Below are 13,818 nucleotides of genomic sequence, written 5' to 3'. Positions count from 1 at the left end.
TTAACGAGCCAGACGATCCAGCAGCTTCTGATGAATCCCACCAAAGCCCCCGTTGCTCATTACCAGGATGGAATCGCCCGGCTGCGCCGTTTTGGCGATCGTTTCTACCAGCGCATCAATATCCGCGCTGCAGTGCGCAGGCTGCATGCAGGCTTCTGCGACATCCGCGACCTGCCAGGGAATATGGCTCGGCTGGAACAGAAACACTTCGTCGGCACGCGCCAGTGACGGGGCAAGTTCATTTTTATTCACGCCCATTTTCATGGTGTTTGAACGCGGTTCGAGCACGGCCAGGATACGCGCCGTCCCGCCCACTTTGCTGCGCAGCGCGCTCAGCGTGGCAAGAATCGCGGTCGGATGATGGGCAAAATCATCATAGATCTTGATGCCGTTGACCTCGCCGCGCAGTTCCAGACGACGACGGGCATTGATAAAGCTGTCCAGTGCCTGGCTGGCATCCTCGGGTTTCACGCCAACATGACGGGCTGCCGCAATGGCCATTAAACCATTGTGCATGTTGTGTTCGCCGACCAGTGCCCAGTTCACTTCACCCACTTTGTTGCCGTCCAGCCAGACTTCCCAGTGTGAGGCGTCAGGCGTCAGTTTTTTCGCCTGCCAGTGACCGCCGTCGCCGACATGTTCCTGCTCGCTCCAGCAGCCCATCGCCATTACCTGCTTCAGGTTATGATCGTGCTCCGGCAGCAGGATCTTCCCCTGGCCCGGCACGATGCGCACCAGGTGATGGAACTGTTTCTGGATCGCCCGCAGATCGTCAAAAATATCCGCATGATCGAATTCCAGGTTATTCAGAATCAGCGTACGTGGGCAGTAATGAACGAATTTAGAGCGCTTATCGAAAAACGCGCAGTCATATTCGTCAGCCTCAATCACAAAGAATGGGCTTTTTCCTAATTTTGCTGAAACATCGAAGTTGCCGGGTACACCGCCGATAATAAAGCCCGGTTCCAGACCACACGCCTCCAGAATCCACGCTGCCATGCCTGCCGTCGTGGTTTTACCGTGCGTGCCGGCCACGGCCAGCACCCACCGGTCACGCAGCACGAAATCATGCAGCCATTGGGGACCTGAAAGGTAGGGAATGTTGCGTTCCAGAACCGCTTCCACACAGGGATTACCGCGCGTCATGGCATTGCCGATGATGACCAGGTCTGGTTGAGGATCAAGCTGACTGGCATCATAACCCTCTGTTAATTCAATACCTTGCTGCTCAAGCAGGGTGCTCATCGGCGGATAAACATTGGCATCTGAGCCTGTCACCTGATGGCCAAGGGAGCGTGCCAGCATCGCCAGCCCGCCCATAAACGTGCCACATATCCCGAGGATGTGAATGCGCATAAAAACGTCCATAACTCAAAAGTTCGGCGCACAGTGTAACCTCGGTTGCGAGCGGAAGAAACGGATTAGGACTATGGTTTTTGAAGTTCAATCGGCTAAACTGCGTACGCATCCGTCGGCAGTGAAGTATGCCGCTGCCACTCCATCGATGATTCAGGGAATGTGTTATGAAAACGTTGGGCGAATTTATCGTCGAGAAGCAACACGACTTTCCGCACGCTACAGGTGAACTGACGGCGCTTATCTCAGCGATTAAGCTGGGTGCCAAAATTATCCACCGCGATATTAACAAAGCCGGTTTAGTGGATATCCTGGGGGCCAGCGGCGTCGAGAATGTTCAGGGTGAACAGCAGATGAAACTGGATCTGTTCGCCAACGAAAAACTCAAAGCCGCACTGAAAGCGCGCGGTATCGTTGCCGGTATCGCTTCTGAAGAAGAGGACGAATTTGTCATCTTTGAGGGCGAGGAAAACGGCAAGTACGTGGTCTTGATGGATCCGCTGGATGGATCATCAAACATCGACGTTAACGTCTCTGTCGGCACCATTTTCTCAATCTATCGTCGCGTCAGTGAACCCGGCACACCGGTCGTCGAAGCAGACTTCATGCAGCCGGGCAACAAACAGGTCGCGGCCGGTTATGTGGTTTACGGTTCGTCTACCATGATGGTTTACACCACCGGTTGTGGTGTACACGCGTTTACCTACGATCCGTCACTGGGCGTGTTCTGCCTCAGTCACGAACGGATGACGTATCCGGAAGTGGGCTACACCTATTCCATTAACGAAGGTAACTACATTCGTTTCCCGCAGGGCGTGAAAAAATACCTGAAATTCTGTCAGGAAGAGGATGTGGCAACGCACCGTCCTTACACCTCACGCTACATCGGTTCACTGGTGGCGGATTTCCATCGTAACCTGCTGAAAGGCGGTATCTACCTTTACCCCAGCACGGCCAGCCATCCGAAGGGTAAACTGCGCCTGCTGTATGAGTGCAACCCCATGGCCTTCCTGGCCGAGCAGGCGGGCGGTAAAGCCAGCGACGGGCAAAACCGTATTCTGGATATCCCCCCGGTAACGCTGCATCAGCGCTGCCCGTTCTACTGTGGCAACACCGCCATGGTGGATGACGTAGAGCGCTTCCTGGCAGAGTTCCCGGAGTGTCGTCAGGGCTAAGCATAAAGGGCGCGGGTGTCGCGCCCTTATTTTGTCTTATGCCTGCTGAAGCCGGAACAGCGCCATAGCAGCCTGCAACTGCTCTGACTGCGCCTCCAGTGAATGCGTGGCGGCGGTGGCCTGCTCCACCAGCGCTGCGTTCTGCTGCGCCGCTTCATCCATCTGCGTCACCGCATGGTTGACCTGATCGATGCCCCGACTTTGCTCTTCTGAAGCCATCGAAATCTCTTTCATCAGTGCCGTCACGCGCATGACTTCACCAGCGATATCATCCATGGTTTCGCCTGCACGCGTGGCCATTTCACTGCCCTCTTTCACCCGCGTCTGTGAATCGCTGATCAGCGTGCGAATCTCTTTCGCCGCGCTGGCACTGCGCTGCGCCAGGGTGCGCACCTCATTCGCGACGACGGCAAAACCGCGCCCCTGTTCACCGGCACGTGCCGCTTCCACGGCGGCGTTTAACGCCAGAATGTTGGTCTGGAAGGCAATGCCGTCGATCACGCTCAGAATATCGCCGATGCGATTGGCGCTCTCGGTGATCTCACGCATTTTTTCCATCACGTAGTTCACCACTTCCGCCCCGCGATCGGCACTGTCAGAAACGGCATTCGCCAACTGGTGAGCCTGCTGCGCGTTACTGGCGTTCAGACGAACCGTTGCGGTCAACTGTTCCATACTGGCCGCCGTTTGCTCCAGCGACGCGGCGGATTCTTCGGTACGTTGAGAAAGGTGAACGTTGCCCGCCGCCAGCTCGCGGCTGCCGCTGTCGATTTTCAGCCCGGCCTCACGCACCTTATTCACCGAGTCACGCAGAGCCTGCTGCATGCCCGCCAGCGCATTGTTAAGACGACCCAGTTCGTTGTTGCCCGCCAGCGGCAACGGTTGAGACAGATCGCCCGCCGCCACCTGCTCAAGGTGAATAATCGCATTGTTCAACGGCGTCAGTAACATGCGGCGCAGCAGCACCCAGGCCAGTACCAGCAGCAGCACGGAGAGCCCCACCGCCACGGCGATCAGCACTTTCATCATGATTTCATTGCGCTGAGCTTCAACTAACTGTGCCTGGGTAATTTCGTCGGCTTTTGCGCCAAAGGTCTCTACCGCTTTGGTGTACTTCGCCGATAAAGGCTCCAGTTTACCTTCCAGCAGTTGGTAATATTCATCGTTATACTGCTTGTCGAGCGCCTTCATCATCGGCAGGATGCCCTGATCAAGGTAATCCTTATAGCTTGATGCAATGGCATCGGCCATGATTTTGCCTTCCGCCGTCACGGTTCCGGCATCCACAAAACGTTTTAAATTGCGCTGAGAGGACTCGACATCGGCCTGCGCCGTTTTGGTGACCTGCGCGCCCTCATCCAGTAAGCCAATCTCAATCTTGCGTACTGCAAGCGCAGCACTGGCACGCGCGCGCATTAAATCGGCGTTACTGCGATACAGACTGTTTAACTCAATCCCCTGAATGCGGTTAATCACATCCAGCGAGCGGTTGCCCTTGTTGATTGCCACAATGCCCATCACACTCACCGCCAACAACAGCAGTGTCATGAATGCCAGCAACGCCAGCAACCCCGTGCGTAGTGATAACTGTTTCATCTTGATCGTTTCCGTATGAGTAGTAAAAGGCGAAATAATTTCGACAACCCTTAAACGGAGAAAGTATCGGCATTGCGATTCGCAAACTTTAACGCCTGTGAATGATTAATCCCGTGCTTGCCGCTAACCTGTTAATGAAATTGAAGGTATTTTGTTAAGGAAACAAAGGGGAAATCGATGAAAAAAAGGGTAATGTTGATAGCGTTCTTGAGTTGTAAGCTTGCAGTGGCTGAGCAGTCCACGATTGATGTCACGTTAAATCAATGCCTTAATCAAGCCGATACCACGCTGGCCTTGATGCAATGTCAGGATACGGCAACCCAGCAATGGGACGCGGAAATGAACGCGCAGTACAGTGCATTGATGAAAAAATTAAGCGGAGAACCCAGAGAGAAACTGCGTATCGCCCAGCGCGCCTGGCTGCGTTACCGGGAAGCCTGGTTAGCGGTGAGCCGCAGCCAACTCAACACGCAGGGCACTCTCGGCCCCGTTGCGCTGGCCACCCAGAGCACCGCGCTGGTCCGCAATCAAACTCTACAGTTGCAATCTTTAGCCACTGGCAGTTGCGCGAACCCCGACGATTGTTGATTAATGTAACCCTTTAAAGTCAGTCATAACTGTCTTCATTCATTTTCAGGGAAAAACTATGGTTGCTTACGCCTCCACGCTGATCTTGATCTGCCTTGCTGTACTGAGTTACTTCGTCCACAACACTGCCGTGACCCTGTCCATTCTGATCCTGCTGATCATCAAAATGACACCGCTGTCGCAATTCTTTCCTTATGTGGAAAAACAGGGCATTACAGTGGGCATTATTATCCTTACCGTAGCCGTAATGGCCCCGCTGGCCAGTGGTTCGCTGCCTGCGTCATCCCTGCTGAAATCCTTTGCCAACTGGCAGTCGATTGTCGCGATTTTGGTAGGCATTTTCGTGGCCTGGCTGGGCGGGCGCGGCGTGAGTTTTATGAGCGTACAGCCTTCAGTCATTGGCGGATTGCTGATAGGAACAGTAATCGGCGTGGCGTTTTTCCGTGGCGTTCCGGTAGGGCCACTGATTGCTGCGGGCATTGTATCCCTGTTTGTCACGGCCAAATAGCGTTGAGGAGCATTCTGAAACGCCAAAAAGGGGGCGTACTTTCACAGTCAGTTGGCTATAATAGCCGACACTCAACATACGACGACTGAAGGAATACCCGATGAGTTTGAACCAGGTGCCAGCAGGTAAAGACCTGCCAGAAGATATCTACGTAATTATTGAGATCCCGGCGAATGCCGATCCGATCAAATATGAAGTTGATAAAGATTCTGGAGCCCTGTTTGTGGATCGCTTTATGTCTACGGCAATGTTCTATCCATGCAACTATGGTTACATCAACAATACGCTGTCGCTGGATGGTGACCCGGTAGACGTACTGGTTCCAACACCGTACCCACTGGAGCCCGGCTCAGTGATCCGCTGCCGTCCGGTTGGCGTGTTAAAAATGACCGACGAGTCTGGCGAAGATGCCAAACTGGTTGCTGTCCCGCACACCAAACTCACCAAAGAGTACGATCACATCAAAGATGTGAACGACCTGCCAGAACTGCTGCGTGCGCAGATCACCCACTTCTTTGAGCACTACAAAGATCTGGAAAAAGGCAAATGGGTTAAGGTTGACGGCTGGGATAACGCCGAAGCAGCCAAAGCCGAGATCGTCTCGTCTTTTGAGCGTGCGGCGAAGAAGTAATGCCACTTGTGCTGTGAAATAAAACTGAAGTTGCAGCACAGGATACACGCTAAATCTGTTGATATAAACAGGCCCAGCAATGGGCCTGTTTTTTTGTCTCAAAACTAATAAATTACAGCAAGCTCTTATACATTAGTGCTGGCAACCCTTTAGCGTAAAGTCGACGGTCAGTCGGTCATGGTACTTATATAAATCATAATCCTGATTATGTGCAATGCGCTCTCCGTGACACAGCGCCATAACCAAATCTTCATTGCTCACAGTAATATTGTCCTGAATAGGATTTTTAGCCTGAAAGCCCCTTATCGCCATGTAAGGAAATGGAAACCACCAGTTAGCGAAATATTCAGGAATCAGCGCGCTGAGAACCGGATAGTTATTTAGGGAATTAAGATATACTGGGGAACGCGGCGAGGCCCCATAAAACTGCATATAGAGGGAGCCAACGGATAATGCATTGGTGTCCTGTTTTAACCGTTGTGTGATTGCGGCATTAATCTCATCTTGCTGATGAATGGCATTCCCATAGGCATATATACCTGTAAAGGCATAGAGCAAAGGAATTGCGATAACCATGTTTACGAATGACCATTTTCCTTTCATCGCCCACGCCAGTAATGTTGCACTGAACAACATAAACCCACTCACTGCCAGCATGACCCGAGGTGCAAGTAATGGATTTTGTAAAATGAGCAGGCTACCGGGAATCATCAGGAATGCAGCGAAAGGTAAAAACAGCGCTATAACTGCAACAATAATCCTGGCTGGATTACGTTGTTGCTTTATATAACGCGAAGCGATTATTGCTGCGGAAACCACTGACGCACTCAGGACAACCATGAGCACAGCCATTCCTTTACCATCTTTATAAAAGGTGGCATTAACGAAGTGCCAGTATGCGAGCGCATTATTGCAAGCGGTGAGCCACAATTGCTCAAAGGCTATAGCCGGATGATTAGCTGCGTACTCACCTGAAAAAGTCAATGGTAAAACAATTTTGAGGTAAACAGCTGAGGCGACGATAAACTCTGCGCTTCGCAGTATAAGCCCACGAATGATCTCTGTGGCAGGGGCATTGTTGACCATCTGTCCAAAGACGATCACGAACACCATCATCACAGCAATGTTTGCCGCAATCTGATAGAGGCTAAAGATGGCAACGATAGCCAGTACAGCCACTAAGAACTGTATCCATGTTTTCTGCACAGGAAATAAAATCCATGCGATGCTCAACACCAGCGCGCAACCTATGGTGAGCACGTCAAAACGATAGGAAAAGATTTCAGCAAGATAAGGGTTAGCAAAAAAACTCAGCGCGGCTAAAGCACCGACCCAGGTTTTGAGTGACGTAAAGTGGCGGCGATGATAGTGCGCTAATACCACTGCGATAAGCACACTTGTGATGATCAGCGGTAAAGGAAAAATGTCTGAAACGTGAGAACTAAGAAATAATATTTTCATTAGCAGGTCAGCTAAAGGCCTCCCATCCCGGCCCCAAAGCGCATTCCCTGTAATGGCTCTTCCGTTGTCATCAATGTAAAAAGTATTGGCAAGCAACAACGGTAATGAAAATAAAAAAACTGCGATAAGATAAATATTGATTGTTTTTTTCATTGCTTTTCACTTTGGTAAAGTTTTGCTGGCGTCGTGATAATGGCACCATTATGCGATTTTCTCGCATGCGTACAGACTCGCAAGCGTCATGTGGGCGCGATTATCAATGTATATTTCTTTTTCGCAAACCGCTTTTTTATAACTAACCCCGCGGATGTACGATTACGCTGTAAAAGTGAATGATCGGAAAATTACCGCTATCAGGTTGGCGCAGGAAGAAACAGAGAGGGCTTTAAGCCACTTTAGTGCATGGATAAAAGGGCACATAACAATCATGAACCCTTTTACCTGAGAAGCATTTAGCCTGATACACGCAACCGCAACGTATTAGTGGCTTTCCTGCTCCTCATCACGCTTCAGCCAGTCTCCACTCTGGATACGCTGGCGACCCGCGACCGAACGCTGATAGACATAAAGCCACGCACTACCAAACGGCGTCTGAATCAGATGGCGTTTGTACTCACCACCTTTGGTCCGAAGCGCATCTAACTCGGCGAGAATGGAGGCATCAATTCGGTAGACTTCGCAATATACCGTTCCTTCGCCCGTGATCACGCCAGGATAGTGACCCAGACTGTAGAGTTCATAACCCTCAATCTGGTGATCACCCAACCATTGCGCATGTGTCATCCAGTGACTGTTTCCCTGTTTGCGCCGTAAACTGCCATAGACAATTATTCGCATTACTAAAACTCAAACTGATAGAGCAAATCAAGAGCCTGATCCACACCGGACACGGCTTCCAAATAGAGTTTGGGCATCAGTCGGTAACGTAAGGTTAACGTTGCCAGTGAATCAAAGATGCCAACCCCGTATTTTACTTGTAGACCCGGCAACACATAGCCACTGACCTGTACCTGCTGACTGTCGCCAACGCCGGTCGTATCAAGGGCAAGATTACTGACACCGAATGTCTCGCCGATTTTACCCACAACCTGCCCACTTTGTGCAACCCCTAAGCCGACTAACGCTGACGTTAACGCGTTACTGTCGCCGTCGCTATTCAGTCCCTGACCGCGTAACAGGTAAGAAAGGGCCTCCTGCTGTGACATCGCCGGATCGGAGAACACTTCCACTTTCGGTTCATCCGCCAGCCCCGTAACGCGCAATCCTGCCGTTACGCCATCCTCGGTCGCATCCGGATTACGAATCGCTTCCAGGTTGAGATAAGGCTGGTCTGGCGGGCCCGCAAACTGCAGCTCGCCTTTACGCACGATCAAGTCCTGACCGTAAGCATGGAAACGGCCGGATGGAATATTGATCTGTCCGTTGAGTCCCAGTCCTGATTTATCCTGGACCATTTTCAGATCGCCATTCAGACGGGCTTTCAGTCCAAAGGCCGACAGACGCACGTCGTTTCCAACATGAATGGTCAGGTTACTGTTAATCGGTATTGAGGCCGTTTTAGGCGCAATCGGTTTAAGGTTTTTATCCAGCATAACTTCATCAGACGATACGCCGACTGCGCTCTCAGGAACCTCCTGTACCGTGATACGTGCCCAGGGAATATCGACGCGCCCGTCAAGATTAAAGGCGGCTGGCGTGGCTTCAAATACCACATCCGGCGACACATCCATGCGCACCATTGGCGGCACCGTGACACGGACCCGGCTGCCTTTGGCGGCTACGCGCGCACGCCAGTTATCCAACTGGCTCCAGTCCGCATCGCCGCTCAGGTTGATATTGCCCTGTGCGGTCTGTAGCAGACCATTCAGTGTCGAACTCATGCCGTTAAACACCATGTTCAGACTAGCACTGGTCAGATCCACCGGCATGAAGTTGCCTTTCACATTCACATCTTTCAGACCCAGTTGCCCAAAAAGCTGCGGCTGCTGCACTGTGCCGCCCAGGCGCAGATCGCTGTTCAGCAGGCCTTTGATGCTCTCGCCCTGCATTAAGGCGGGATTGATCATCGCCAGCGAGATATTGCGGATATTCACATTGCCACCCAGCTCACGGCGCTGTTGCGGATCGGTAATCTGCACATTGCCATCCAGTTGGCCGTTATTGACGAGGCGAATCAGCCAGTCGAGCTGTGCACGTCCGTCCCGCAGTGCCGCATTGACATTAATTGTGTTAAACGCGATGGGCAGCGTATTGCCCTGCACATCCTGCGCGACTTTCACATTATTACTCTTCAGCGCCAGCGTCCCGACGGGCAGTTTGCCATCCGCCGTCCAGTTAACGCGGGCATCACCGCTGAACACGCCGCTCAGTTGGGTCTGGTCAGTCAGGAAGGGTTTTAGCATCGCCAGATCGAAGCGGTTTAATACCACATGAGCGTGACCGCTGGGGCCGGCTTCAATCGGTTCTGGCACACAAAGCTGCGCGTTGGGGTTTTGCCAGCAGTGCGGGCCGATTGACGCAGTCTGCTTCTGATTAACATAGTCGATCGCCATAGCGCGCGTCAGACGCCATTCCCCGACGGGCGTATTAAAACGCGTATTGTTCAGGCTGCCTTTCCATGTCTCCGTCTTGCGGTCAAAGCTACCGTTCAGCGCGAGCTGACCCGATACCGGCTCGCCCTGCACGTTAAGTTTAAGCTGATGCTGCTTTTCGTCGCCATCAGCATTGAGCGTCAACAGATTAATGTTAAGCGCATCCTGCTTCAGTTGTTCAACGCGCAACTGCAGCTTACCGGCGATCTGGTCGCTGGAGCGTACATCGCTTTTCAGCGTTACGCGCCGGACCAGCAGTTGCTGCCAACGTAAGCCAGTGGCCGTCAGATCCGCCAGCAGCTGAGGGGCTTTCAGCGATCCGCGGGCTTTGATATCCCCTTTGACCACACCGCCAAGTCCCGGCAATGCGTTATCAAGATGGGGGGCATCCACGTTGGCATCCAGGTTCAGCGTTTCGCCCAGACTGCCTTTGATATCCAGATGATTGCGGCCCAGCGCAATCTTAATACCCGGAATATCCCACTGGTTGTAGCTGTTGCCCCGTAATGTTCCGTCCGCACTGACCGCGTTCTGTTTGACGTTACCCTTCAACATCAGTTGCGGCACACTCAGCTGCCAGCTGCCGCCATACAGGCTGCCGCGCGTAGTGATTTTACCCTCCAGTCTGGCTGGCCAGTCCGGATACTGGCGGGCGGTATTGATGCCCGCCAGCGTCAGTTCACTGCGCCAACTGATGGCTTTGCTCCAGTCCACCAGCGCCGTCAGATCGATAGTGCCCTGTAACGCTGCCACACGCAGCTTGTCCAGGCTGAACTGTTCACTATTCCCTTTACCGTCCAGCGTAATCGTGGCAGGCGGCACCGCTTCGCCTTTCACCGCCGTGCGCAGCGACATCACGTAGTCGGTCGCCTTGCCTTTGAACTGATAGTCGAGATTGTCCGCCTGGTACTGAACCGCCCCGGTGAGTGGCCAGCGCAGTTGCGGACTGGTCAGGGTTAATGCCAGCGGAAGACCGGCAACGGCAGGCTGAGCGCGGGCATCCAGCTGCGCCCTGACCGGGCCAGAGAGGTTGAGCGCCAGCTTCAGCTCGTCACGCATCGCGCCCTGTAAGGTCAGATTCAGCTTTTCCCCTTTAACCGGATCAACATTCACATCGCCATTCAGGGCAAAATCAACGGGCCAGTTGTCTGCGAGCGTGGCCTGGCCGCTGCCGTTGAGCCTGCCGAGGTTTGAGTCCACGTCCAGCGTTTGCAGTTGTATATGGCGGTCAAGCGTTTTGGCCTTCACACGCAGCTGATTCACAACGATATCGGTATCGCCGGTAATGCGGAGCTGTTCGCCCACGATGTCCTGAACATCGATATCCAGCGGTAACTGGAAGTCCGGCAGTGTCGGTAGCAGGGGTTTGGCAAACATCGCCTGCAGCGTTTCGCCCAGCGGCTTCTCGTTTGGCTGCGGCTGCTGTACTTTCGGATCGACCACCTGTTCCTTCGCGACCGCTGCCGCTTTAGGCAGCGCAATTAACAGGCTTTGAATGTGGGTAGGATTCAGCGTTAACGCCCGCGCCTGCCAGTGTAAGCCGGTGGAAAAATCCACCAGCGAAATCGCGGTATCATCGACTTTCACACTGATGTTATGCAGCCCGACGTGGCGCAGGCTGATGGGGTACGGCGTACTGAGATTGGTCGCGCTGTTATCATCTTCGGGTGCCGCCGCCGACGGCGTCATCTTTTTACTGTCAACGACCACACTGATATCTTTTAGCGTCAGGTCATCGACGCAGACCGACGAGTGCAGCAGGCAATTGAGATTTAATGCCAGATGGATATTGCCCGCGTTAACGCTGACGCCCGGCATGTCGTAACGCAGACCGCTGAGCGTAAGATTACGCCAGCCGCCATCCACTTTGTTGATGGATAATCCCGGTACCCAGCGCGACGCGCCGTTTAACACTAAATGCAGGCCCGGCGTCGTACCAATCAAAAATGCCACGCCAGCCAACAACAAGACCAAAAAAATCAGAAAGCCAGTCAGGACCTTTTTCCAGCGCTTCATAGTTCAGGCCCCAATCCTACGTAAAATTGCAAACCGTGCTCCTCCCTGTCGCCAATGGGACGCGCAATATCAAACTTAATGGGTCCCACAGGCGATGCCCAGCGCACGCCGATACCGGCACCGGTTTTAATATCGCTTTGGCTGATGTCATTGACGGCCTCACCGGCGTCAACAAACACCGCGCCCCACCATTTTCCGCTGACGTTGTACTGGTATTCCAGTGAACCGGTGGCCATTTTTGAGGCCCCGGTCAGTTTGCCATCACTGTCACGTGGCGAGACGTTTTTGTACTTATAGCCGCGAATACTGCGGTCACCCCCGGCGAAAAAGCGCAGATCCGGCGGCACCTTATCGAAGTCGTTGGTTTCAATCCATCCCACCGTGCCGCGTGCAATAAAGCGGTTCTTTTCGCCCAGCGTACGAATCCAGACGTTTTGCGCCTGCAGGATCAGGAAATCGACATCCGATCCCCAGGTGGTATCGGACACATCGACAGAATAACGCTGCGAGTCGCCCCAGGTCGGCATCAGGCCACCGCGTGAGCGCGTGCGGTTCAGACTGACGCCGGGATAAAGCAACATCGTGGTATTGGTGACATTCCCCTGGGTAAAGTGGTCAAGGCTCCAGCGCAGATTGACAGCCCTTTGCCAGCCACTGCTGCTGTCCCAGTTACGCGATACTGCCAGCGTGCTGGTGTCCGCTTTGGTGTCGTTCAGATCGGTGCGTTTGAGCCCGCCTGAAAAAGTGTAGTACTGCTCCAGCGGGCTTTTGAGTAACGGAACTTTGTAGCTGAGATCCACCTGCTGCTCAGGCGCAGAAATATAGGCACTGGCCATCATGCTGTGGCCACGGTCGTTAACCCAGGGCTTTCTCCAGGTGCCTTTCAGACGCGGCCCGACATCCGTCGAATACCCGACACCGGCTTCAACAATATTTTTTGCCCGAGGGGAAACGGCCGCATTTAACGGCAGGACTTTGGTTTTGCGTCCCTCTTTAAATTCCGGCGCGACGACCACCGACTGGAACCACCCCGTCGCCGACAGGCGGCGATTCAGTTCAGCCAAATCACGGGAACTGTAATAGTCGCCCTTTTTAAACGGCACCAGATTTTGCAAATAGGCGTCACGGATCTGTGAGCCCTGGAAGGTGACATCGCCGAAGCGGTAACGCGGTCCGCTATTGTAGTCGATATCCCAAAAGGCTTCGTGGCGCGCCACGGAAACGCCTAACTGACTTTTTTCAAATTCGCCATCGAAATAGCCGTTGCGCAGCGCCAGGTTGGTAAAGCCACTTTTGAATTTATCGTACTGACCATGATTGAGGATTGTGCCAACTTTAGGGCGGCCCCGGGCGATCCAGTTTTTATAGTCTGCATCGTTTTTTGCCTGACCGGTGACAATGATCGTACTACCGGCAATCTTTACCGGCTGGCCAGGCGTCACGCGCGCGATGAGCACCGGACGGCCACCTTGCGCAGGGGCAGGGCGTGATTCAAAGTCGATATCAGGCTCATAGTAGCCGAGCGCGCGAAGCCCTTCTTTGATAGCGGCCGATACACGCGCGCGGAAACGGCCATCGTTGGTGACTTCGTCGCTGCTGATGGTCGACAGGCGTGCCCTGACGTTTTTTTGCAGTTCGCCGGTCAGCCCTTCAAGCTGTAGTCGAACCGGTGCCGCCCCAAAGGCGGGCGCGACGAGCAATAAGCCCGCCATGCAATAAACATAAAATCGTGGCACCTGTACTCCTGTCTCTCATGCCCGCCCCATTCCGCAGGGCGCGTGTTAATCCTTGTTGCCGTCACAATCGCAACGGCAACTTACTCATCATAGCCGCACTTTTTGCCAAAGGGCAGTCTGTAACGCGTTCTAAGTCAAATTGCGCATTATTGTCGGTAAA

10 protein-coding genes are annotated in these 13,818 nt (G+C 53.3%); 4 read left to right on the top strand and 6 right to left on the bottom strand.

Going from position 1 to position 13,818, the window contains the following annotated elements; genetic code table 11:
• Positions 1–1,356: a UDP-N-acetylmuramate:L-alanyl-gamma-D-glutamyl-meso-diaminopimelate ligase gene (mpl, locus tag C7433_RS19895; RefSeq protein WP_033740016.1), complete on the bottom strand. Its 1,356-nt coding sequence runs from the start codon at positions 1,354–1,356 to the stop codon at positions 1–3.
• Positions 1,357–1,523: 167 nt separating this feature from the next.
• Here mpl and fbp point away from each other — a divergent pair, with 167 nt between their 5' ends.
• Complete coding sequence (gene fbp / locus C7433_RS19890; RefSeq protein WP_006118345.1) at positions 1,524–2,531, top strand: class 1 fructose-bisphosphatase; 1,008 nt, start codon at positions 1,524–1,526, stop codon at positions 2,529–2,531.
• Positions 2,532–2,567: 36 nt separating this feature from the next.
• Here the strand turns inward: fbp and C7433_RS19885 are convergent, their stop codons facing one another.
• Entirely contained in the window at positions 2,568–4,127 is a 1,560-nt protein-coding gene (locus C7433_RS19885; protein ID WP_039341822.1) for a methyl-accepting chemotaxis protein, read from the bottom strand.
• 177 nt (positions 4,128–4,304) lie between these two features.
• Here C7433_RS19885 and C7433_RS19880 point away from each other — a divergent pair, with 177 nt between their 5' ends.
• The 3 genes from C7433_RS19880 to ppa all read left to right on the top strand — a co-directional run bounded on the left by C7433_RS19880 (position 4,305) and on the right by ppa (position 5,854).
• A complete protein-coding gene (locus C7433_RS19880; RefSeq protein WP_110268763.1) occupies positions 4,305–4,715 on the top strand; it encodes a lysozyme inhibitor LprI family protein in 411 nt (136 codons plus the stop codon).
• 58 nt (positions 4,716–4,773) lie between these two features.
• The gene (locus C7433_RS19875) at positions 4,774–5,223 is read left to right on the top strand and encodes a DUF441 domain-containing protein (RefSeq protein ID WP_039341815.1); all 450 of its coding nucleotides are present in this window, start codon (positions 4,774–4,776) and stop codon (positions 5,221–5,223) included.
• Between the two features lie 100 nt (positions 5,224–5,323).
• Positions 5,324–5,854 carry an inorganic diphosphatase gene (gene ppa, locus C7433_RS19870; protein WP_006118350.1) on the top strand — a complete coding sequence of 177 codons (531 nt, stop codon included), beginning with the start codon at positions 5,324–5,326 and terminating at the stop codon, positions 5,852–5,854.
• A 132-nt stretch (positions 5,855–5,986) separates the two neighbouring features.
• Here the strand turns inward: ppa and C7433_RS19865 are convergent, their stop codons facing one another.
• The 4 genes from C7433_RS19865 to C7433_RS19850 all read right to left on the bottom strand — a co-directional run bounded on the left by C7433_RS19865 (position 5,987) and on the right by C7433_RS19850 (position 13,634).
• A complete protein-coding gene (locus C7433_RS19865) occupies positions 5,987–7,468 on the bottom strand; it encodes a glucosyltransferase domain-containing protein (protein WP_110268762.1) in 1,482 nt (493 codons plus the stop codon).
• A gap of 327 nt (positions 7,469–7,795) precedes the next feature.
• Positions 7,796–8,152, bottom strand: coding sequence for a gamma-glutamylcyclotransferase (locus C7433_RS19860; protein WP_058708626.1), 357 nt, complete (start codon positions 8,150–8,152; stop codon positions 7,796–7,798).
• Positions 8,153–8,154: 2 nt separating this feature from the next.
• A complete protein-coding gene (locus C7433_RS19855; protein ID WP_110268761.1) occupies positions 8,155–11,922 on the bottom strand; it encodes a translocation/assembly module TamB domain-containing protein in 3,768 nt (1,255 codons plus the stop codon).
• A complete protein-coding gene (locus tag C7433_RS19850) occupies positions 11,919–13,634 on the bottom strand; it encodes an autotransporter assembly complex family protein (protein WP_199227872.1) in 1,716 nt (571 codons plus the stop codon). Before C7433_RS19850 ends, C7433_RS19855 begins: the two co-directional genes overlap by 4 nt.
• Between the last annotated feature and the right edge of the window lie 184 nt (positions 13,635–13,818).

Source organism: Pantoea sp. PNA 03-3 (assembly GCF_003201175.1).
GTDB lineage: Bacteria > Pseudomonadota > Gammaproteobacteria > Enterobacterales > Enterobacteriaceae > Pantoea > Pantoea stewartii.
Note: the sequence above shows the minus strand (reverse complement) of the source record. Positions and strands in the feature narration are given on the sequence as shown.

Coding starts and splice junctions, on each gene's coding strand:
- C7433_RS19880 (WP_110268763.1), top strand. CDS start 4,305: ATGAAAAAAAGGGTAATGTTGATAGCGTTCTTGAGTTGTAAGCTTGCA.
- C7433_RS19855 (WP_110268761.1), bottom strand. CDS start 11,922: ATGAAGCGCTGGAAAAAGGTCCTGACTGGCTTTCTGATTTTTTTGGTC.
- C7433_RS19860 (WP_058708626.1), bottom strand. CDS start 8,152: ATGCGAATAATTGTCTATGGCAGTTTACGGCGCAAACAGGGAAACAGT.
- C7433_RS19885 (WP_039341822.1), bottom strand. CDS start 4,127: ATGAAACAGTTATCACTACGCACGGGGTTGCTGGCGTTGCTGGCATTC.
- C7433_RS19865 (WP_110268762.1), bottom strand. CDS start 7,468: ATGAAAAAAACAATCAATATTTATCTTATCGCAGTTTTTTTATTTTCA.
- ppa (WP_006118350.1), top strand. CDS start 5,324: ATGAGTTTGAACCAGGTGCCAGCAGGTAAAGACCTGCCAGAAGATATC.
- fbp (WP_006118345.1), top strand. CDS start 1,524: ATGAAAACGTTGGGCGAATTTATCGTCGAGAAGCAACACGACTTTCCG.
- C7433_RS19850 (WP_199227872.1), bottom strand. CDS start 13,634: ATGGCGGGCTTATTGCTCGTCGCGCCCGCCTTTGGGGCGGCACCGGTT.
- mpl (WP_033740016.1), bottom strand. CDS start 1,356: ATGCGCATTCACATCCTCGGGATATGTGGCACGTTTATGGGCGGGCTG.
- C7433_RS19875 (WP_039341815.1), top strand. CDS start 4,774: ATGGTTGCTTACGCCTCCACGCTGATCTTGATCTGCCTTGCTGTACTG.